General features: G+C 65.2%; 18 protein-coding genes and 2 rRNA genes. 8 read left to right on the forward strand and 12 right to left on the reverse strand.

The features are described 5' to 3' along the window. The coding region (locus tag ABZF37_RS08230) for a UbiD family decarboxylase (RefSeq protein ID WP_372718742.1) at positions 1 to 1,595 on the reverse strand (1,595 nt) is incomplete at its 3' end. A gap of 174 nt (positions 1,596 to 1,769) precedes the next feature. On the opposite strand from ABZF37_RS08230, the gene parC reads away from it, so the two are divergent. Genes parC through pbpG form a run of 3 tightly spaced genes read left to right on the forward strand, consistent with a single transcriptional unit; the run spans position 1,770 to position 5,166 of the window. Then, positions 1,770 to 4,007: a DNA topoisomerase IV subunit A gene (parC, locus tag ABZF37_RS08235; RefSeq protein WP_372718744.1), complete on the forward strand. Its 2,238-nt coding sequence runs from the start codon at positions 1,770 to 1,772 to the stop codon at positions 4,005 to 4,007. Further along, positions 4,004 to 4,321, forward strand: a complete 318-nt coding sequence (locus tag ABZF37_RS08240; RefSeq protein ID WP_372718746.1) for a hypothetical protein — start codon at positions 4,004 to 4,006, stop codon at positions 4,319 to 4,321. The genes parC and ABZF37_RS08240 overlap by 4 nt, the downstream gene beginning before the upstream one ends. Then, positions 4,318 to 5,166 carry a D-alanyl-D-alanine endopeptidase gene (pbpG, locus tag ABZF37_RS08245; protein WP_372718748.1) on the forward strand — a complete coding sequence of 283 codons (849 nt, stop codon included), beginning with the start codon at positions 4,318 to 4,320 and terminating at the stop codon, positions 5,164 to 5,166. The genes ABZF37_RS08240 and pbpG overlap by 4 nt, the downstream gene beginning before the upstream one ends. A 69-nt stretch (positions 5,167 to 5,235) precedes the next feature. On the opposite strand, the gene gmk is transcribed toward pbpG, so the two are convergent. Next, positions 5,236 to 5,856 carry a guanylate kinase gene (gene gmk / locus ABZF37_RS08250; RefSeq protein WP_372718750.1) on the reverse strand — a complete coding sequence of 207 codons (621 nt, stop codon included), beginning with the start codon at positions 5,854 to 5,856 and terminating at the stop codon, positions 5,236 to 5,238. A gap of 162 nt (positions 5,857 to 6,018) precedes the next feature. Here gmk and ampD point away from each other — a divergent pair, with 162 nt between their 5' ends. Beyond that, positions 6,019 to 6,567: a 1,6-anhydro-N-acetylmuramyl-L-alanine amidase AmpD gene (gene ampD / locus ABZF37_RS08255; protein ID WP_372718777.1), complete on the forward strand. Its 549-nt coding sequence runs from the start codon at positions 6,019 to 6,021 to the stop codon at positions 6,565 to 6,567. Continuing rightward, the gene (locus ABZF37_RS08260) at positions 6,567 to 7,172 is read left to right on the forward strand and encodes a histidine phosphatase family protein (protein ID WP_372718752.1); all 606 of its coding nucleotides are present in this window, start codon (positions 6,567 to 6,569) and stop codon (positions 7,170 to 7,172) included. Before ampD ends, ABZF37_RS08260 begins: the two co-directional genes overlap by 1 nt. 9 nt (positions 7,173 to 7,181) lie before the next feature. Here ABZF37_RS08260 and ABZF37_RS08265 read toward each other — a convergent pair whose 3' ends face one another. The 8 genes from ABZF37_RS08265 to pyrC all read right to left on the reverse strand — a co-directional run bounded on the left by ABZF37_RS08265 (position 7,182) and on the right by pyrC (position 14,818). Continuing rightward, positions 7,182 to 9,287 (reverse strand): molybdopterin cofactor-binding domain-containing protein, encoded by a 2,106-nt coding sequence (locus tag ABZF37_RS08265; RefSeq protein WP_372718754.1) that lies wholly within the window; start codon positions 9,285 to 9,287, stop codon positions 7,182 to 7,184. A gap of 1 nt (position 9,288) precedes the next feature. Continuing rightward, entirely contained in the window at positions 9,289 to 9,753 is a 465-nt protein-coding gene (locus ABZF37_RS08270) for a (2Fe-2S)-binding protein (RefSeq protein ID WP_372718756.1), read from the reverse strand. Positions 9,754 to 9,844: 91 nt separating this feature from the next. Then, positions 9,845 to 10,270 (reverse strand): SRPBCC family protein, encoded by a 426-nt coding sequence (locus tag ABZF37_RS08275; protein WP_372718758.1) that lies wholly within the window; start codon positions 10,268 to 10,270, stop codon positions 9,845 to 9,847. Between the two features lie 36 nt (positions 10,271 to 10,306). Further along, positions 10,307 to 10,795, reverse strand: coding sequence for a flavin reductase family protein (locus ABZF37_RS08280; RefSeq protein ID WP_372718760.1), 489 nt, complete (start codon positions 10,793 to 10,795; stop codon positions 10,307 to 10,309). A gap of 28 nt (positions 10,796 to 10,823) precedes the next feature. Next, on the reverse strand, positions 10,824 to 11,876 hold the full coding sequence (locus ABZF37_RS08285; RefSeq protein ID WP_372718762.1) for an ABC transporter substrate-binding protein: 1,053 nt from the start codon (positions 11,874 to 11,876) through the stop codon (positions 10,824 to 10,826). Positions 11,877 to 11,911: 35 nt separating this feature from the next. Continuing rightward, entirely contained in the window at positions 11,912 to 13,051 is a 1,140-nt protein-coding gene (locus tag ABZF37_RS08290) for a hypothetical protein (protein ID WP_372718764.1), read from the reverse strand. A gap of 117 nt (positions 13,052 to 13,168) precedes the next feature. Next, positions 13,169 to 13,762 carry a CDP-alcohol phosphatidyltransferase family protein gene (locus tag ABZF37_RS08295; protein WP_372718766.1) on the reverse strand — a complete coding sequence of 198 codons (594 nt, stop codon included), beginning with the start codon at positions 13,760 to 13,762 and terminating at the stop codon, positions 13,169 to 13,171. Positions 13,763 to 13,786: 24 nt separating this feature from the next. Then, positions 13,787 to 14,818, reverse strand: coding sequence for a dihydroorotase (pyrC, locus tag ABZF37_RS08300; protein ID WP_372718768.1), 1,032 nt, complete (start codon positions 14,816 to 14,818; stop codon positions 13,787 to 13,789). A gap of 156 nt (positions 14,819 to 14,974) precedes the next feature. Between pyrC and aceE the strand changes: the two genes are divergently transcribed. Genes aceE through lpdA form a run of 3 tightly spaced genes read left to right on the forward strand, consistent with a single transcriptional unit; the run spans position 14,975 to position 20,752 of the window. After that, positions 14,975 to 17,689, forward strand: a complete 2,715-nt coding sequence (gene aceE / locus ABZF37_RS08305) for a pyruvate dehydrogenase (acetyl-transferring), homodimeric type (RefSeq protein ID WP_372718771.1) — start codon at positions 14,975 to 14,977, stop codon at positions 17,687 to 17,689. Positions 17,690 to 17,711: 22 nt separating this feature from the next. Next, a complete protein-coding gene (gene aceF / locus ABZF37_RS08310; RefSeq protein WP_372718773.1) occupies positions 17,712 to 19,319 on the forward strand; it encodes a dihydrolipoyllysine-residue acetyltransferase in 1,608 nt (535 codons plus the stop codon). A 26-nt stretch (positions 19,320 to 19,345) separates the two neighbouring features. After that, complete coding sequence (gene lpdA, locus ABZF37_RS08315) at positions 19,346 to 20,752, forward strand: dihydrolipoyl dehydrogenase (RefSeq protein ID WP_372718775.1); 1,407 nt, start codon at positions 19,346 to 19,348, stop codon at positions 20,750 to 20,752. A 190-nt stretch (positions 20,753 to 20,942) separates the two neighbouring features. On the opposite strand, the gene rrf is transcribed toward lpdA, so the two are convergent. Beyond that, positions 20,943 to 21,057, reverse strand: a 5S ribosomal RNA gene (rrf, locus tag ABZF37_RS08320). A gap of 76 nt (positions 21,058 to 21,133) precedes the next feature. After that, positions 21,134 to 21,415: ribosomal RNA gene (locus ABZF37_RS08325) — 23S ribosomal RNA — on the reverse strand; the annotation flags it as partial.

Raw genomic sequence — 21,415 nt, forward strand, 5'->3', positions numbered from 1 at the left:
GCTTCGCCAATTTCGTAATGCCGGCCTTCGACGGCCATCTGCGCTTCGGTTTCGCATTGCTCTGACCAGAAACCAAGGTCGTAGCCGTGCCAGGGTTTTTTCAGTTCCAGGGCCGGCAGGCCGAGTTCCTGCCAGCGCTGGATGGCGTTTTCCATGAAGTCCTTGCGCGGCAGCGCCACTGGCGGGTAGGCCCACGGCCGGCAGGCGTTGATGAGGATGGCGGACGAGCCGTTCGGCTCCATGTATTTGAAGCCCTCGGCCTCGTCGGCCTGGATGGCGGAGAAATCCATGGCCGACATACGCCCGTCGATGATGCGCATGTCCCGGTGCGGCATGGCGCGCGTGGCGGTGGCCCACAGCATCATTTCCGGGTCGCGGATGTCCACATCCTCGTCGGTGACGACGAACATCTTGATGAAGCTGTCGTAGCCGGCGGCGGCGTGCAGCGCCTGCCAGGGATCAGCCTTGGTGTTGCGTTTGATCTTGATGAAGCAGGTGTAATAGGCCGAGGTCTGCTGCGGGAAGTGCACGTCGAGCACGCCGGCTAGGTTGCAGTCATATTTGAGATGCTTGAAGAACGCCGCCTCCATGGAAATCGAACGCAGGCGCGTGCTCTCGGACGGCGGGAACTGCGACAGGATGGAACACCAGGTCGGCTTTTTGCGGTGGGTGATGGCCGTCACTTCCATGAAATACGCATTCACCGGCTGCGACATGAAGCCGTGCGTCTCGCCAAACGGCGCCTCGGGTTCCAGTTCCACGGTGGAAATGCGACCCTCGATGACGATCTCGGCATACGCCGGCACCAGCAGGTCGACGGTTTTGGCCTGCACCACCGGCAACGGCCGGCCCGACAGGGCACCGGCAATCTCCAGCTCGTCGGACTCGTAGGGAATCTTGGCGTTGGCGGCGTAGGACACGTACGGCGGCACGCCGATGACCAGCGCCGCTTCCAGCGGAATGCCCAGACGCTTGCACTTGACCCAGTGCAGGCCCAGGTGCTGCGGCGGGTAGGTGAAGCAGCCGATGCGGTCCGGGGCTTTCACCTGGCCGCGGTAGTTGCCGATGTTATAGATGCCGGTCTCGGGGTCCTTGGTGACCCAGTGCGAAAAGGTGGTGTACGGGCCGTTGTCGTAGCCGGGCGTGGAAATCGGAATCGGGAATTCGCCCAGACCGCCGTGCTCGGTGAGCGAGGCGCCCATGTGGACTTCTTCCTGGCACGGCGCGTGGGTGACGACTTCCGGCGGCAGGGGATTGCGCAACGCCTGGGCGACCAGTTCCAGCAGGTTGTCGCCCGGTTGCATGCCAAGACCGGTCTCGAAGATTTTGCGCGACGCCGCCAGGCAACCGATGGCCAGGTCGGTGCCAAAACTGCGCCCGTCGGCGCTGCGCACGTTCTTGAGCAGAAAGCCGCGCCGCTGGTCTTCCTTGAGGCCCCGGAACTGGAGCCTGACCAGGGGATGGGCTTCGGTTTCGATGGTGATCGGCGCGTCGATTTCCCACAGCAGGTCGTTGGCGCGCAGGTTCTGGATGTGCTCGCGAAAATCGATCGGTACATCGGCGGAGCGAAACGTGGATTTGAGTACGGCGGACATGACGGTCTCCGGCTGATGGGACTGGGTCGAGCGACCCGCTACACAGGGCGCTGGGCGGACTCGCCGCCCTTGCAAAAGGCACGGGCCAAGTATGTACCAACGCGTTAGCGGTGGGCAGACTACGGCCGCTTACGTCACCATACCCGCCCCTGTACGCTGGTCCGACCATCCGCCATGAGCCTCGACGACACGCTTGAACGCCTGCCCCTGAAGACCTTCACCGAGAAGGCGTACCTGGATTACTCCATGTACGTCATCCTCGACCGCGCCCTGCCGCACCTGGCGGACGGGCTGAAGCCGGTACAACGCCGCATCATCTACGCCATGTCGGAACTGGGCCTGGCAGCCGGTAACAAGCCCAAGAAATCCGCCCGCACCGTGGGCGACGTGATCGGCAAGTTCCACCCGCACGGGGACAGCGCCTGCTACGAGGCGATGGTGCTGATGGCGCAGGACTTCGCCTACCGCTACCCACTGGTCGAGGGTCAGGGCAACTGGGGCAGCGCGGACGATCCAAAATCGTTTGCCGCCATGCGCTACACCGAGTCGCGGCTGTCGCGCTTCGCCAACATCCTGCTGGCCGAGCTTGGCCTGGGCACGGTGGACTTCGCGCCCAATTTCGACGGCACGCTGGAAGAACCCACCCTGATGCCGGCGCGCCTGCCACATCTGCTGCTCAACGGCGGCCACGGCATAGCGGTTGGCATGTCCACCGACATTCCACCGCACAACCTCCGCGAGGTGGTGGCCGCCGTGCTGCACCTGCTCAAGCACCCGGACGCCACGTTGGAGGCGCTGTGCCGGCTGCTGCCGGCCCCGGATTTTCCGACTGGCTGCGACATCATCACCCCGCGTGAAGAGCTGCTGGCCATGTACCGCAGCGGCAACGGCAGCGTGCGGGCGCGGGCCCGTTACGAAGTCGAGGACGGCGACATCATCATCACCGTGCTGCCGTACCAGGTGTCGGGCGCGCGGGTGCTGGAGCAGATTGCCGCCCAGATGCAGGCCAAGAAGCTGCCCTGGCTGGAGGACCTGCGCGACGAATCCGACCACGAAAGCCCGACCCGTCTGGTGCTGGTGCCGCGCTCCAAGCGCATCGATGTCGAGGCGCTGATGGGGCATCTGTTCGCCACCACCGAGCTCGAAAAAAGCTACCGCGTGAACATCAACTGCATCGGCCTGAACGGCCGGCCGGGGGTCCGCGGCCTGCGGGAACTGCTCGCCGAGTGGCTGGAGTTCCGTATCGTCACTGTGCGCCGGCGCCTGGCGCATCGCCTGCAGCGGGTGCAGGACCGCCTGCACATCCTGGAAGGCCTGCTGATTGCCTTCCTCAACATCGATGAAGTCATCGCCATCATCCGCAACGAGGATCATCCCAAGGCGGCGCTGATGGAGCGCTTCGCGCTGAGCGACATCCAGGCCGAGGCGATCCTGGAGATCAAGCTGCGTCACCTGGCGCGGCTGGAAGAAACCCGCATCACCGGCGAGCGCGATGCGCTGGCCGCCGAGCGCCAGGAGTTGCAGGACGTTCTAGGCTCGGACGAGCGGTTGCGGGCCCTGGTCGGCGACGAGATCCGCGCCGATGGCAAGCTTTACGACGACCCGCGGCGCTGCCTGCTGGTACAGCGCGGAGCCGCCCGGGCGCTGGCCGAGGCCGACATCACCCCCAGCGAACCGGTGACCGTGGTGCTGTCCGCACACGGCTGGGTACGCCTGGCCAAGAGCCACGATATCGACGCCCAGGGCCTCGGCTACCGCTCCGGTGACAGCTACCTGGCGGCGGCCCGCGGTCGCAGCAATCAGCAAACGGTGTTCCTGGACTCCAACGGCCGTGCCTATGCGCTACCGGCGAGCAGCCTGCCCACGGCGCGTGGCCACGGCGAGCCACTGTCCGGCCGCCTGACGCTGGAGGAAGGCGCGCGCTTGCTACACGTGCTGCTGGGCGAGCCGGACGAGCGCGTCCTGCTCGCCAGCGACGCCGGCTACGGTTTTGTGACCCCGCTCGAATCGCTGATCTCGCGCCAGCGCGCGGGCAAAGCCCTGCTCAGCCTGCCACCCGGCGCCGTGCCGCTGGCACCGCTGCGACTGGATAGCAGCAACGGGCTACGCCTGGCCTGTGTCAGCAGCACCGGACGTCTGGTGGTATTCGCGGCCAGCGAACTTCCCGAGATGCCACGCGGCAAGGGCGTGAAGTTGATAGGCATCCCCAGCAAACTCGTCGCCAGCGGCGAGGAAAAGCTGCTCGCCGTGGCCGCATTGCCTGCCGGGGCCGCGCTCAAGGTCGTCGCAGGCGCCCGTCATCTCACGCTCAAAGGCAGCGATCTTGACGCCTACGGCGCCAGCCGCGCTGCGCGTGGCAAGCCATTGCCACGCGGGTTTGCGCGTGTGCGGGGCCTGGAAGTGGAGTCTTGAAACCGACCGCGGGCCAGTCCTTGTTGAAGCTGCCTCTGGTATTTGCGGCCAATATGAAGATACTTGCCGCGCTGGCGTTACAGTCAAGCTCCCCGGAGGAAACGGTGAAGTATTCAGTGTTTCCCGCAGCGCAAGGATGCGCTGCCAAAAGCAGTGGCTGTAAGCTACTGGTTTTCTGCGCCATCGGAAAACCACGCTTTTCCGATGGTGGGCGCTGGGAAAGCCAGGATGGATTTCTTCAGCGCTTCCTCTTAAAGATCAGAATGTCACTGACCGACACCCTCATGTCACTCCCAAGTCCAGGAACGGAATGAACACATACCGCGTGCGGTTCCTGCTTGGCAGCGTGTTGGCCCTGGTGTGCGCAAGCAGCGTGCAGGCGGGCTCACCGCCCACGGTGGATGTGCGTTCGCGGGCCGCGCTGGTGGTGCGTGCCGACACCGGCGCGGTGCTGTACCGAAAGAATGCCGACCAGCCGCTGCCGATCGCCTCCATCACCAAGCTCATGACGGCCATGGTGGTGCTCGACGCCAAGCAGTCGCTGGAGGTACCTATCAGCATCACCAATGCCGAGATCGACCGCCTGCGCAGCACCACTTCGCGTTTGGCCATCGGCACGCGCCTGCCGCGCGGCGACCTGTTGCGTCTGGCCTTGATGTCGGCGGAAAACCGCGCGGCAGCGGCGCTGCTGCGCAACTACCCCGGCGGCCAAGCAGCCGGCGTGGCCGCCATGAACCGCAAAGCCAGCGCGCTTGGCATGCGCCAGACCCGCTTCGTCGAGGCCACCGGCCTGTCTGGCGAAAACCGCGCCTCGCCGGCCGACCTGGTGCGCATGGTCAGGACCGCGAGTACCTATCCCACCATTCGCTCCTACTCGACGACCCGTGAGTACACGGTCAAGGTCGGTAGCTACGCCACGCAGTATCGCAACACCAATCCGCTGGTACGCAACCCGCAGTGGCATATCGACGTCACCAAGACCGGGTTCCTGAATGAAGCCGGGCGTTGCCTGGTGATGCAGGCCACCATCGACGGCAAGCCGGTGGTCATGGTGCTGATGGATTCGGTGGGTTCGCTGACCCGCATCGGCGATGCCAACCGCGTGCGCCGCTGGCTGGAAGCCTCGGCCCACTCGACTCAGGCCAGCGCCAGAAATTAAGCACGATTGCGGGGATTTCGGTGGCGACCTATCGCGCCAGCCAGGGCAGTCGATAAGTTGCCAAGTCCTTCAGATTTTCCCCAGCTCCGGTAGCGCCGCGGCAACCCAGGCGCCCTGGCGCTCGCGCCGCAGTTCGCCGCTGCGCGTGATTGCGCACAGATCAGCCAGCGCCTGCTCGAACACCTCGTTCACCACCAGATAATCAAACTGCGGCCAGTGGCTGAGCTCGGCTGTGGCATCGCGCATACGCCGCTCGACCAGGGCCGGGTCGTCCTTGCGGCCGGTGAGGCGCTGGCGCAGGACCGCGACCGATGGCGGCAGGATCATCACGGTGACACAGCCCGGCAGCCTCGCGCGTGCCTGCTGGGCACCCTGCCAGTCGATCTCCAGCACCACGTCGCGACCGGCTGCGAGCATCTGTTCGACCGCTGTGGCCGAGGTGCCGTACTGGTGATCAAACACCTGCGCATATTCCAGAAACTCGCCGGCGGCGCACATGGCGTTGAACCGGCTGTCGCTCACAAAGTGATAGCTCACGCCCTGCTGCTCGCCATCACGTGGCGGACGCGTGGTGTACGACACCGACAGGGCCAGACCCGGGCGGCGCAGCACCAGCGCCTGCACGAGACTGGTCTTGCCAACCCCGGACGGACCACAAACAACATACAGAAGGCCGGGGGACAGTGACATGGGCGGGCGTCGGTGACGGCGATGGGCGCGTCGGGCAAGTTTAGCCGAGGCCGTCCCATGACTTTGGCGTTGATACGCTTTTGACCCGAAAATACGCGTATCGACCGTGTAACCGCGCCGCCAGGAGCGTCCGCCGTGACCCTGACCAGCGAAGATTTTCGCATTGATGCGGACAGCGGGCTGGCTGTGGGCGCGCACTGGCTACCCTCGCCGCATTGCGACTGTCGCCCGCCCGACATGGCGATTGAGCTGCTGGTTATCCACGCCATCAGCCTGCCGCCCGGGAAGTACGGCGGCGACGACGTGACGGCCTTGTTCCTTGGCACACTCGATTGCAGCCTGCGGCCCGAGTACGCCGAGCTGTCCGGCCTGCGCGTGTCGACGCATTTTTTTATCCGCCGGGACGGCCAGGTCGTGCAGTTCGTGCCGCTGTCGCGGCGCGCCTGGCATGCCGGCGTGTCACGTTTCGGCCAACGCCAACGCTGCAATGATTTTTCTGTCGGCATCGAACTGGAAGGCAGCGATCAGAACCCGTTCATGCCCGCCCAGTACGCGACACTGGTGGCGCTGACCAGGGCGCTGAGAACGGCCTGTCCCCAGCTGCATGCTGAACACATCGTCGGCCACAGCGAAATCGCCCCCGGCCGCAAGAGCGACCCCGGACCCTACTTCGACTGGGCCCGCTACCGCGGCACACTGGCAACGCCGTGATGGATGTGCCGGTCACCCTGGTGGACCTGCTGCGCCATGGCGAACCGCAGGGTGGGCAACGCTTTCGCGGCACGCTGGACGACCCCCTGAGCGCCGCTGGCTGGACGCAGCTTGAAGCGGCCACCGGGGACGGCGCGTGGGACTGCATCGTCACCTCGCCACTGCGCCGCTGCCGCGAGTTCGCCCAGGTGCTGGCGCAGCGTCAGGGGTTGGCAGCAGAGGTGGAAGCGGATTTTCGAGAAATCAGCTTCGGCCGCTGGGAAGGCCTGACCGCGGCACAGGTTCGGGCCGAGTACGGCATCGCGCTGACGCGTTTCTGGCGAGACCCGGTGGCATATCCGCCGCCCGACGGCGAACCGATTGCCGATTTTTGTGCGCGGGTGGAGGGTGCCTGGCACCGGGTGGTCGAACGGGCGCGGGGTCAACGCGTACTGCTGATTGGCCACGGCGGCACACATGCCATGCTCTTGCGGGCGGTGCTTGGCATGCCGCTGAGCCATAGCTGGCGGCTGCGCCTGGGTTACGCAGGAATGGCGCGCCTGCGCTTCGAGCATCAGCCGGACGGCACTGTGCCGGCACTGCTGCGGCTCGACCCAGGCGTGTGAATAAGCGACTCAGGCGCTAAGACGCAACGGCAACCGACGCAGACGCTGACCGGTAGCTGCAAAGATGGCGTTGGCGAGCGCCGGAGCCAACGGCGGCACACCGGGTTCTCCAACCCCTCCAGGCGGCTCGTCACTGGGCACGATGTGCACCTCGATGCGCGGCATCTGGTCCATGCGCAGCAGCGGATAGCTGTCGAAATTTCCGAGCCGGGCTGAGCCCTCGCTGATGGGCACCTCGCCATACAGCGCCGCGGTGAGGCCAAACACGATGCCGCCCTCCATCTGGGCCGCCACCTGGTCCGGGTTAACGTGACGGCCGCAGTCAATGACACACACCACCCGCTCCACGCGCAGCGTGCCCTCGGTCACGCTGACCTGCACGACTTGCGCCACATAGCTTCCGTAGCTCATGTGCACGGCAATGTCGCGACCGTGTCCGGTTGCCAGCGGCTGCTCCCAGCCAGCGCGAGCCGCCGCCAGTTGCAGCACCTTCAGGTGCCGCGGCTGGCCGGTTAGCAAACGCTTTCGAAACTCCAGCGGGTTGCTGCGGGCGGCATGCGCCAGCTCGTCGATGAACGACTCGGCAACAAATGCGTTGCCGGAGCTTCCCACCGAACGCCAGTAGCCTACCGGCACGCCCAGGTCGACCAGCGCACACTCCACCGCCACATTCGGGATGGCGTAGGGCAGCTCGCGCGCGCCCTCCACCACGGTGCGATCCACGCCCGCTGTGATGGTGTCGGGCGCCAGCCGGCTCTGGATCGAAGGACTCGCGATGCGCTGCCACCAGGCAACCGGGGTGATGCCCTCCAGCGCCGCTTGCAGTCGGTGTACCGCAGCCGGACGATAGAAGTCGTGCTGCAAGTCATCCTCGCGCGACCAGATCACCTTGACCGGCGCCGCCACGGCGCGCGACAAGGCCACCGCGTCCAGCACAAAATCGGTTTCGAAGCGCCGCCCGAAACCGCCACCCAGGTAGGTGGTGTGTACCGTCACCTGTTCCGGAGCCAGCCCCAGCAAGGCCGCCGCTGCACCGCGGGCGCGGGTCTGGCCCTGTGTCGGTGCCCAGATTTCGCAGCGCCCGTCCCGGACATCCGCTGTGGCATTCATCGGCTCAAGACAGGCGTGGGCGAGGTAAGGCACCCGATACGTCGCCGTCAGCGTTGGCCCGCTGCTGGCCAACACCTCCAGCGCATCGCCATCACTGCGGGCTGGACTGCCTGGCGTCTCGACCGCGGCATCGAGCAGAGTACCGATAAGCACATCGTCCACTGGCAGCCCGGGCCGCCAGGTCACCTTGACCGCCTGGGCGGCCCGCCGCGCCTGCCAGTAGCCGTCGGCCACCACACCGACACCCGAATCGATGGCGACGATTTTGTGTACCCCCGGCAGCTTCAAGGCCGCGCTGGCGTCGAAACGCTCAAGCGCGCTGCCAAACTGCGGGGGGCGCAGCACCACCGCCGTCAACAGGCCAGGCAGCATCACGTCGATACCAAAACGTGCCTGACCGGTGACCTTGGAAAAATTGTCCACACGCGGCGTCGGCTTGCCGATGTAGCGATAGTCGCCGGGCGCGCGGCGCGGCGGCTTGGCGGGTAGCGGCATGCTCTGCGCCAAAGTAGCCAGCTCGCCATAAGACAGGGCCTGACGGTCCGGCCCGAGCACGCGCCCGGCATCCGTACGACAGGCATCGGGCTCCACCTGCCAGGTGCGGGCTGCCGCGGCGACCAGCAGCGCGCGGGCACTGGCGGCGGCGGCGGCCAACGCATCCCAGGAGAAGCGGATGCTGGTACTCCCGCCGGTGCCCATCTGGCCACCGTCAGGATAAAACGCCGGATCCTCGTCGGCCATCAACAGACTGACTCGTGCCAGGTCCACGTCCAGTTCGTCGGCCAGGATGGCGGCAAGGCCGGTATGCGCACCCTGGCCCATCTCGGATTTGTGCAAGGTCAGGGTAACGGCGTCATCCACTGCAACATGGATGAAGGCATTAGGCACGAATGGCGTCTGTCGCGGCGCCGCATTGACCCCTGGCAGCCGCACCGCCACCCACAGACCCGCTGCCAGGCCCGCGCCGCCGGTGAGCACCTGACGACGGCTGATCACGGCAGCCATCTCAGACTTCCCCACGAGCGAGCGCCGCGGCCCGCCGCACCGCGCCGCGAATGCGCTGATAGGTGCCGCAACGACACAGGTTGCCGCGCATGGCGCGGTCGATGTCGGCGTCAGCCGGTTCGCGGTTAGCGGCCAGCAGCGCGACCGCCGCCAAGATCTGGCCCGACTGGCAGTAGCCGCACTGCACCACATTCATCTCCACCCAGGCGCGCTGCACCGGATGGCTGGCGGCCGCAGGCAGACCTTCGATAGTGGTGACTCGGCGGCCGGCCACGGCCGCCAGCGGCGTCAGGCAGGCGGCCGCAGGCTCGCCATCCAGATGCACCGTGCAGGCCAGGCATTGCCCAACCCCGCAACCGAATTTGCTGCCGGTGAGGCCCAGATCCTCGCGCAACACCCACAGCAGGGGTTTGTCCGGTTCCGCCTCGACCCGATGCACGGTGCCGTTTACATTCAGATCGGTCATCGCCACCTCCGTTCCGCGCGCCGCGTACAGGCTGGCGCCCCGATAGGGCCAATACGCGCCGGCCCGGCGTTACCCGGACAAAAGCCTTATTTCAATCGCCGTCAAGCAGCTTTTTGGCGCTGTCCAGGCCGCCGCGGTATACGCTGCTGATGAAGGCAACGGCGTCCACCGGCGCGTCCGGTATTGGCAGAAACTGTGCGCGCCAGCTGATCCTGGAGCCGCGACCAGACGGACTGACCGACAGCTGCGAGCGGTAGTCGGTGCATGGCAGGGCGCCGGCTATGACGACGTACTCATAGCTGCGCCCAGCCTCGTCACGGGTTTCCTGACGCTCCGTGAGCTGATTGCCGTCCGGCATGGACAGGTGCCTGATAGCGCCCACACCGCTACCTTCCACCACGCTGGTGGCGACTGCCGGGAACCACGCGACCAGACCGGCGAAGTCGCCGACCAGCGCCCATGCCTTGTCGGGCGTGGCCTCGACGACGACGCTCTCGTTAACGGTCACTTTGCTCATGCGTTCCCCTCCGGTAGTAGTGGGTGCGGGCTGATCTCAAGCCGCCACGGTCTTGTACGCGCTTCGGAAATACAGCAGTGGCGAACGCTCCTCGCCGATGGCCGCCTGCTTGATTTCGCCGACCAGAATGACATGGTCACCGCCGTCATAGCGCCGGTACAGCGTGCAATCCATATGGCCAAGCACGTTATCCAGAACGGGCGCGCCAGTGACCCCGGCATGCGTCGCGATGCCTTCCATCTTTTCGGGCCCGCCTTTCTTGGCCAGGCGGTTTGAGATGTCCTGCTGGTCCTCGGCCAGGATATTGATGCTGAAGGCGCCGGCAGCCTCGATGATCTTCAGGGTATCGGCGTCGTGCATCAGGCTGAACAAGGCCAGCGGCGGATCCAGCGACACGGAGCTGAACGAGTTGACGGTAATGCCGTAGCGGCGACCCTGGGCGTCGGCCGCGCACACCACGGTAACCCCAGTGCAGAACTGGCCAAACACCTGGCGCAAGGCTTTGGGATCGAGCGGGCTAGTCATAAACAAATCCTGATGACGGAAGGAAGACTCAATCCGGCCAGGCGATGCCTTCGGCCGAGTAGGCGTCGCGCAGCAACTCGGACGCCATCCAATCCTTGGTGGAAAAATTCTGCTCAATGAAACCGTGTGCATGCAGGAAGCTTTTCATGATCTCCAGGGTCTCGATCACGCGCATGCTCAGTTCCGGTTTCAGCTTCTGGTGCAAATCCGGCGTGTAGTAAAGATCAATGTCGGCCGGCGTGACGCCGGTCTCGCGCGCCATGGCGGCGGTGGCGTCGATCTTGTTCTCGGGCTGCGCGGCCCAGGTGGCGGCCTTCAGCAGTGTGCGGGCGTAGCGAACCACCATGTCCGGCCGTTCGCGCACCAGCGAGTTGCTGACCGTCAGAATACGCGGAGTGGCGTTGTTGACCTTCGCCCACAGAGGCTTGGCCTCGATCAGGTTGTACAGCATGCGGATACCGCCGCCGGAGTCGCGCTGCATGGCGGCAATCTCGCCACCCTTGGCGAAGAAGGCATCCACCTTGCCATCCAGCAGGGCGCGCATCTGGCAGTTGTAATAGGACGGTATCTGTCGCGCCTCGCTGTCGGCGAAGCCGGGGTTAAGTAACTGGTAGTGGTCGCCGGTTTCGACCACGTCGGTGAACACGGCGTCGGCCTCGTGCAGGCCGTGCAGTTCCAGTCCGGATACGAAGGCTTTCTTGGCTGCGAAGCGAAAGAAATTCATGATCAGCTTGGGCCACACCGGCAGGGCCAGGCGCTTGCCGGCCAGATCGCGCACCGAGTGAATAGGATCGTCAGCGCGCACGAACAGGCCAAGCGTCTCCTCGACAAAGCTGATGCCCAGCAGGGCCGTATCCGCCCCGCGTGAGCGCGCCCACACCGGCGGCGAGCCGCCGCCCTCGCGAAACGAATCGTCCAGCGTGTGGGCAAAGTGCGTGTCGGAGTTGGCCCGGCCCAGCTCCTTGATGTTGCGGACTTCGCAGTCGGTACCCGCGAATTCGCTGTCGAACAGCTTGCGCTGATAGGCAATGCCGGATGCGGTCGGCACCGGGCAACGGGTGTACCAGATCGTGCGGGCCATGGGGGTGCCTCGTTAGCGAGCGACGGGTAGGCCGCTCAGACGCCAATTTCGAGTTCGTGATGGAAAGCGAACTGTGGATCGCCGAAGGCGCGCACCTTGTCCTGCACGTCCGGACGGTCCAGAAACACCAGGCGGCCGGCGTCCCACACTTTCTCGCCGTCGAATTCGATAGTCGGGTCGACCACCGGAATCGACATCTCGCCCGGCTGCACCGGACCAATGGTATGGAAATGCACGATACGCGGGTTGGCGTGAACCATGTACATCCACTGGTCCAGGCCCTGATCCGGGCCGGCCGTGACCAAACAGCGCGGGTTGATGCCGGCGTGCCAGGAATTGACGATATAGGGTTCCTTGGCCATCTCGCGGCCGCACTTTTCCATATAGGCGCGCAGCTGGGCCACGGCCTGCGGGTCACCGTCGAAGCCGGTGATGCGACCGCGGTCGATTTCGATCATTACCGGGCTGCCCAGGGCGATGCCGTTGGGTTCAAACACGTGCACGCCGGACGGCGTCAGCCAGCGCACCGCCAGCCGGCCGCTGGCCTGCATGCTGTCGAACACCTGACACACGCCCAGCGGAAAGGTGCGCAGGGTGAAGCCGTCGCCGGTGGCCTTGGCATCGGCCTTGGACTGTTTGGGGGAATGTCCCGGCTGCGGGATCAGGCCGGACAGGTCGCTACCCAGCGGGCAGGTGATGCGCCAGCTTTTGGCCGACCCAAGGCGCGGGCCCAGATTCTTGAGCACTTCCAGCCACACCTTGTACGGCACCTGCCCGAAGGGCGAACCGAGCTGGTCCCAGGTTTGCAGGAAATTGAGCATCTTCATGCCGCGGCCGTTGAACGGCACCATGCGCAGCACCCCGGCAATCATGTGGTTGAAGATAGTCACGTCCGGCGACTCGAAGGCCTTGACCACCGACGGCGGCATGTCATCCGGGCCCGTGACAGTATCGGTCCACATCACGTGCACGCGCCCGCCAAGTTTGCGGGCCTCGTCCTCGATCACGTCCGACAGCGCTGGCTCGGTGATGCCGTTCTCGTTCAGGATCAATACTTCGTCGCCAGCCTTCATGTCACAGCCGTCGACCAGCATGTTGCGCGCGCCGCGGCGCACGTCCGCCTCGGAATATTTGCGATGACTGCCGTCGATTTGGAAACGCTCCAGGGTGCCCATGGTTATTTCCTCCTCAGGATTTCGGTATAGCGCTGACCCAACGAATGGTAGGCCCGCGCCACCGACCTTGGCAACGCGACCCACAGGCCATCAAACACAGGACCTCCACGAGCCCTCTCAATCGCGCCCGTCGAGCGCTTCCCGTACACACTGCACGCGCTGGCCGACGGTATAGAGCGATAGCACTGCCAGTAGAACGACCGCTGGTGCCAGCAAGCCGAGCAACAGACCGGCGATCAGTAGCACGGTGCGCTCGGCGCGACTCATAAGGCCAACCGTACATTCGATGCCCAGCGCCTCGGCGCGGGCGCGGGTGTAACTCACCAGCAACGACCCCAGCAACGCAAGCACCACCGTCGCCACCAGCAGTGGGTGGCCACCGATTGCAAACTGGTAGGCCACTGCCGCCAGCACGGCGCCCTCGGACAGGCGATCCAGCGTCGAGTCGAAAAACGCGCCAAAGGGACTGGACTGATCGGTGGCCCGCGCCAGCATGCCGTCCACCAGGTCACCCAGACTGGCAACGATCAGCACCAGTGCGCCCAGTCGCAACCAACCGGAGCCTATACACAATGCCGCCAACAGGCTGAGCCCGAGCGCCGCCAGTGTGACCTGGTTGGGAGTCATCTGGCGGGCGGCAAGCCATTGCACGACAGGCTCCAGCCGCTCGCGCAACGGGCCCTCGAAACGCTCACGCAATGAATCGAGCATGGTCTTCTCCGGGTTGGTCCAGGCTCAGTCCGCGACTTGCCAGGCCACATCACCGCCTGCGCGCAGGGGAATCAACCGGTCATCGCCGAACGGCAGGCTTTCCGGCACCGCCATTGCGCCACGGCGCAGGGTGAGCGTGCCGGCGTTGCGCGGCAGACGGTAGAAGTCTGCCCCGTGGTGGGCGGCGAAGGCTTCAAGGCGATCCAGCGCACCGGCTTGATCAAAGGCCTCCGCGTAAAACTCGATGCCCGCATGCGCACTGTAGATGCCCGCGCAACCACAGGCGCTCTGCTTATCGCCACGCGCGTGGGGCGCGCTGTCGGTGCCGAGAAAAAATCGGGCATCCCCTGAGATCGCCGCTTCCAGCACCGCAGCACGGTGCCGCTCGCGCTTGAGTATCGGCAGACAGTAGTGGTGAGGACGCAGGCCGCCCTCGAACAGCGCGCTGCGATTCATCGACAGATGCTGCGGAGTGATGCTGGCCGCCACGCCCGGCCGGGCATCACGCACGAAATCGACCCCCTCGTGCGTGGTGACGTGTTCCAGCACTACCCGCAGCTGCGGGAAACGCGCCACCAGCGGCGCCAGATGGCGATCAATGAACACCGCCTCGCGGTCGAACACGTCCACTGCAGGATCGGTCACCTCGCCGTGCACCAGCAGCGGCAGATCCAGCGCCTGCATCGTCTCCAGCGCCGGGTAGATGGCCTCCACACGCCCCACTCCGGCATCCGAATGGGTGGTAGCACCGGCCGGATACAGCTTGACGCCGACGATGCCCGCTGCCTTGGCGGCGGTCAGCTCCCGCGCCGAGGTGGCTTCGGTCAGGTACAGCGTCATCAGCGGTCTGAAGTCCGCACCCATCGGCAACGCCTCAAGGATGCGATCCCGATACGCCAACGCAGCGCCCACGGTGGTCAATGGGGGACTCAGATTCGGCATCACCACGGCGCGCGCGAACCGGCGCGCGGTATCGCCAAGCACCGCCGCCAGCGCCGGACCGTCACGCAGGTGCAGGTGGCAGTCGTCTGGGCGAGTGAGGGTCAGGGTCTCCATGGCTGGTCATTATCCGGCCTACTGGCGTCGGCCGGACATCTTCGACAGACTGCTAAACTTACCCCCGTCGGGGCCAACCCCCGACTGACGTTCGGGCCGCGGCAGACACAGGGCTGGCGGCCCGCTCCGGTTTCAACCTATACGCGGAGATCCTGCATGAACAAACCGGACGGCGGCCTGCCCGAGGCAGGTGGCCCCATCGCGCGCGACATAGACCCCGTGGAGACGCGCGATTGGCTCGATGCGCTGCGCTCGTTGGCGGCGGTGGAGGGCGATGACCGAGCACGTTTCGTGGTGGAAACCCTGCTCGACGAAGCACGCCAGCTGGGCCTTGGCCTGCCGCAGGGCCTCAACACCGCCTACCTGAACACCATTCCTGTCGACCGGCAGCCGGACTATCCGGGCGACTTGGAAATCGAGGGTCGCATCCGCGCCGCACTGCGCTGGAATGCCATGGCCATCGTTACCCGCGCCAACCGTGAGTCGACCGAGCTGGGCGGCCATATCGCAAGTTATGCCTCCCTGGCCACCATCTACGAGGTGGGCTTCAACCATTTTTTTCGCGCCTCGGCCGACGCCGCCACCGGCGATCTGGTGTTCTACCAGGGCCACACCTCACCGGGCATGTATGCCCGTGCGTTCCTGGAAGGCCGCCTCGCCGAACGCGACCTGAACAACTTCCGCCAGGAACTGGCCGACGGCGGTGGCCTGTCGTCCTATCCGCACCCATGGCTGATGCCGGAGTTCTGGAGCCTGCCCACCGTATCGATGGGGCTGGCACCGATGATGGCCATCTATCAGGCCCGGTTCATGGCCTACCTGGACCGCCGGGGCCTGGCCCAGATGGACAGTCGCAAGGTCTACGCTTTCCTGGGCGACGGCGAGATGGACGAACCCGAATCGCGCGGTGCCCTGTCGGTGGCCGGGCGCGAGAAACTCGACAACCTGATCTTCATCGTCAACTGCAACCTGCAGCGCCTGGACGGCCCGGTGCGCGGCAACGGCAAGATTATCCAGGAGCTGGACAGGGAGTTCCGCGGCAACGGCTGGAACGTGATCAAGGTGGTCTGGGGCTCGGAGTGGGACGACCTGCTGGGCCGCGACGCCAGCGGCGTTCTTCGCCAGCGCATGGAAGAAGCCCTCGACGGGGAATATCAGGCCTACAAGGCGCGCGGTGGCAAGTACACGCGCGAACGGTTCTTTGGCAAATACCCCGAAACGCTGCGCCTGGTCGAACACCTGTCGGACGACGACATCTACCGCCTGCGCCGCGGCGGTAACGACCCGCTGAAGATCTATGCCGCCTTCGATGCCGCCGTGCGTCACCGTGGCCAGCCGACCGTGATTCTGTTCAAGACCGTCAAGGGCTACGGCATGGGCACGGCAGGCGAGGGCCAGAACATCACCCACCAGCAAAAGAAGATGACCGACGAGCAGGTGCGCGCATTTCGCGACCGCTTCCGGGTGCCGATTCCGGACGACCAGCTGGCGACCATTCCGTATTACAGGCCGGCCGAAGACAGCCCCGAGATGCAGTATCTGCACGACCGGCGAAAAGCATTGGGCGGGTATCTGCCGGCACGCCGCGCACAGGCTCCGCGCCTGACCATTCCCAGGCTCGACACCTTCGACAAGATCCTTGAAGGCAGCGGCGAGCGCGAAATTTCGACCACCATGGCCTTCGTGCGCATCCTGACGCAACTGACCAAGGACCCGAACATCGGCCAGAACCTGGTGCCGATCGTGCCGGACGAGGCCCGTACCTTCGGTATGGAGGGACTGTTCCGCCAGCTGGGCATTTACGCGCCCGAAGGCCAGCTGTACGAGCCGGAGGACGCCGGTCATTTCATGTTCTACCGCGAGGACCAGAAGGGCCAGATTCTGGAAGAGGGCATCAACGAGGCCGGTGCGTTCTGCTCCTGGATCGCAGCCGGCACGTCGTATGCCATGCACGGCGTGTCGATGATTCCCTTCTACATTTTCTATTCGATGTTCGGCTTCCAGCGCATTGGCGATTTCGCCTGGGCCGCCGGCGACATGCGCTGCCGCGGATTCCTGCTCGGCGGTACTGCCGGTCGCACCACACTGGCCGGCGAAGGCCTGCAGCACCAGGACGGCCACAGCCATCTGCTGGCGGCGACCATTCCCAACTGCATCGCCTACGATCCGACCTATATGTACGAGCTGGCTGTCATCATTCAGGACGGCATGCAGCGGATGTACGAAGCCGACGAGAGTGTCTACTACTACATCACGGTCGAGAACGAGAACTACGCCCACCCGCCGATGCCCAAGGGCGCCGCCGAGGGCATCCTTCGTGGCCTGTATCGCCTGCAGGCGGCATTTGCGAAAAAGTCGCGCGCCAAGAAGGCGCCGCCACGGGTGCAGCTGCTAGGCAGCGGCGCCATCCTGCGCGAGGGGCTGGCGGCCGCCGAGATTCTGGCCCGGGACTTTGGCGTGCAGGCCGACGTGTGGAGCGCCACCAGCTTCAACGAATTGCGCCGCGACGGCTTGTCCGTGGAACGCTGGAACCGTCTGCACCCGACGGCCAAGCCGCGCCGGAGCTACGTCGAGCAGTGCCTGGACGGCACCGACGGTCCGGTCATTGCCGCGACGGACTATATGCAGGCCTTCGCCGATCAGATCCGGCCGTGGGTGCGCGGGCGCTACGTGGTGCTGGGCACGGATGGCTTCGGGCGCAGCGATACCCGCCGCCGGCTGCGCCAGTTCTTCGAAATCAGCCGCGAACACATCGCCTACGCCGCACTCAAGGCCCTGGCCGACGAGGGTACGATCCCGGTCAAGACCGTGACAGAAGCTGCAGGCAAGCTGGGCATAGACTCCGAACAGCCCGACCCGACTACCGTCTGAGGCGCAGGGAGCACAACAACAAATGAAACAGAACCTCATCGTCCCGGGACTCGCCGAGAACGTGCATGAAGCCGACGTGGCCGAGGTGTCCGTCAAACCCGGCGACACCATCGCCGAGGGCGACATCATCGTCACGCTGGAAACCGACAAGGCAGCCATGGAGCTGCCATCTGAGTACGGCGGCAAGGTGACCGCCGTGCGCGTGAAGGCCGGCGACCGGGTCAAGGAAGGCGACGTCATCGTTGTGCTGGAAGTTGTAAAAACCGCCGGGCTTGCAAGCGCCGAAAATGCGGCACCCACCCCTGCGGAGGCACCCGCTCCTGCCGCCACACCAGCCCCCACGCCGGCGACGGCTCCGGCCGGCACAAGCGTGCAGCCGGTCACCTGCCCGGACCTGGGCGAAGGCAAGGCAGCCGACGTGATCGAACTGGCGGTGAAACCCGGCGATCACGTGGCCGAAGGCGACGCCCTGCTCACGGTCGAGACCGAGAAAGCCGCCACCGAACTGCCGGCACCGTTCGCCGGCACGGTACGGGAACTTAAGGTCAAGGTTGGCGACAAGCTGAAAACCGGCGATCGGGTGGCCATGATCGAAACGGCGGCCGCGCAAGCCCCTGCCCCGGAACAACAGAAATCCGCGCCCGAAGCCGAACCGGCAGGTGCCGCGCCTGCATCGGCGGTGGTTGCCCCGGCAGGGCCATTAACGGCCGCACCGCCATCGTCGGGGAAAACGCCCCACGCCACGCCCTCGGTACGGCGCTTTGGCCGCGAGCTGGGCGTCGATCTGGCCCACGTTGGCGGCAGCGGGCGCAAGGGCCGCATCACGCAGGAAGACGTGCAGGCGTACGTCAAATTCGCCCTCCAGGGCGGCGCGGCGGGAGCTGCCACCGGAGACCGTCTGGCGCCGCTGCCGGCAATCGACTTCAGTCAGTGGGGCGCGGTCGAGACAGTTGCGCTCAGCCGCATTCGCCAACTGACCGGCGAGAACCTCGGTCGCTCCTGGCCGCAGGTGCCACAGGTCACGCAGCACGACGAGGCCGACATCACGGACCTGGAAGCCTTCCGCAAGGCCCGCGCCAGGGACGCCGAGGCACGCGGCGCCAAGCTGACCCCGGTCGCCCTGCTGCTGAAAGCCTGCGCGGGGGCGCTGAAAGCCTTTCCGGACTTCAACGCCAGCCTGGCGGCGGACGGCAAGTCGCTGATCGTCAAGCACTACATCCACATCGGTGTGGCCGTGGACACGCCCAATGGGCTGGTTGTGCCAGTCATCCGCGACGTCGACTGCAAGGGCATCCTGGATCTGGCGGCGGAACTGGGCGACCTGAGCGCCCGGGCGCGCGAGCGCAAGCTCAAATCGGACGAGATGCGCGGCGGCAGCTTCACCATCTCCAGCCTGGGCGGAATTGGCGGCACCGCCTTCACGCCGATTGTGAACTGGCCGGAAGTCGCCATCCTGGGCGTGTCGCGTTCCAGCATGAAGCCGGTATGGGACGGCGAGCAGTTCGCGCCCCGCCTGATGCTGCCGCTGTCGATGTCCTACGACCACCGCGTCATCGATGGCGCTTCCGCGGCGCGGTTTGTCCGCCACCTGGCCGGTCTGCTCGAAGACCTGCGCTGCCTGCTGCTTTAAAAACAAACACACTGCGGAGCATATCCATGACGACCCCTGTCCGCACCCAACTGGTGGTGCTCGGTGCTGGCCCCGGCGGCTATAGCGCAGCCTTCCGGGCCGCCGATCTTGGCCTGCAGGTGGTGCTGGTCGAGCGCGACGAACGCTTGGGCGGCGTGTGCCTGAACGTCGGTTGCATTCCGTCGAAGGCCTTGCTGCATGTGGCCAAGGTGATCGACGAGGCTGCCCACACGCCGGGCGTCGCCTTCGGCAAGCCGAAGATCGATCTGGACGCCGTGCGCACCGGCAAGAACAAAGTGGTTGCCAAGCTCACAGGCGGCCTGGTGGCTTTGGCGCGTCAGCGCAAAGTGCAGGTGGTGCATGGTGCGGCAAAGTTCACCGCCGCCCATACCCTGCGTGTCGAGACACCGAACGGACCGGTCGACATCGAATTCGAGCACGCCATCGTGGCCACTGGCTCCACGCCGGTGCGCATCCTCGGCCTCCCGGACGATCCGCGGGTCATGGACTCCACCGGCGCATTGGCCCTAACGGATATTCCGCGCAAGCTACTGGTGATCGGCGGCGGCTACATCGGCCTTGAAATGGCTACCGTGTACCGGGCGCTGGGCAGCGCGGTCAGCGTGGTCGAGTTCATGGATACCCTGCTGCCAGGTGCCGATACGGACCTGGTCAAGCCACTGGCCAAAAAGTTAGCTGGGGAGTTTGCCGACATTCGCCTGAAGACCAAAGTCACCGGCATTGAGGCCAGGAAAGATGGCCTGCATGTCAGCTTAGAGGGACCGAACGGCAAGGACGTCAAGACCTACGACCGCGCCCTGGTGGCCGTCGGCCGGCGCCCGAACGGCACCGATCTGGGCCTGGAGGCCTTGGGCGTGACGGTGACCGAACGCGGCTTCATTGAGGTCGATGGCCAGCGGCGCACCGGCGCGGGGCACATTTTCGCAATCGGCGATGTAGCCGGCGAACCGATGCTGGCACATAAGGCCGCCCACGAGGGCAAGGTAGCCGCGGAAGTCATCGCCGGTCACAAGGCCGCGTTTGCACCGCTGGCGATCCCAGCTGTGGTGTTCACCGACCCCGAAATCAGCTGGGCCGGCCTGACTGAACAGCAGGCCAAGAAAGACGGCATCGCCTACGCCAAAGCGGTGTTCCCCTGGGCGGCCAATGGCCGCAGCCTGACTCTGGGTCGCGACGAAGGTCTGACCAAAATCCTGTTTGACGAAACCAGCCGCCGGGTGCTGGGCATCGGCATCGTCGGCCCGGGCGCCGGCGACCTGCTTGCCGAGGGCGTACTGGCCATCGAAATGGGCGCTGACGCCCAGGATCTGGCGCTCACTATTCACGCCCATCCCACCTTATCCGAAACCGTCGGGATGGCAGCGGAAATGTTCGTGGGTACCGTTACCGACATCATGAGCTCAAAGCGCTAATCTCATCCGCACAGCATTTAGCGGGCAACAGACAGCTAGGTGGGCGCCCCCGGGGGGCATGCGTCTGGCGGCTACCGCTTATTCAAAGCTTCTGCCAAGAGCAAGGGGACAGCCAGCCTGTCCATAACAGGTAGTCGGATAAAGAAAAACCCCCGTTGAGGCAATACCTCAAGGGGGGTCAAATATAAAAGCCTGGCAGTGACCTACTTTCACATGGGCGAACCCACACTATCATCGGCGCACAGCGGTTTCACTTCCGAGTTCGGAATGGGATCGGGTGGTTCCCACTTGCTATCTCCGCCAGGCAAACTGGTTGGGGCCAAGCCCCAGATATTCAGAAAGAGAGTTTGACGCGCCGCGTCCAGCTTGGTTGGGTGTTATATGGTCAAGCCTCACGGGCAATTAGTACCGGTTAGCTCCACGCGTTACCGCGCTTCCACACCCGGCCTATCAACCTAGTCGTCTTCTAGGGCCCTTCAGGGACCTTAAAGGTCCAGGGAGACCTAATCTTGGGAGAGGCTTCCCGCATAGATGCTTTCAGCGGTTATCCCGTCCGTACATAGCTACCCGGCAATGCCACTGGCGTGACAACCGGAACACCAGCGGTACGTCCACTCCGGTCCTCTCGTACTAGGAGCAGCTTCCCTCAAGTCTCCAACACCC

This window comes from Immundisolibacter sp. (genome assembly GCF_041601295.1).
Lineage (GTDB): Bacteria > Pseudomonadota > Gammaproteobacteria > Immundisolibacterales > Immundisolibacteraceae > Immundisolibacter.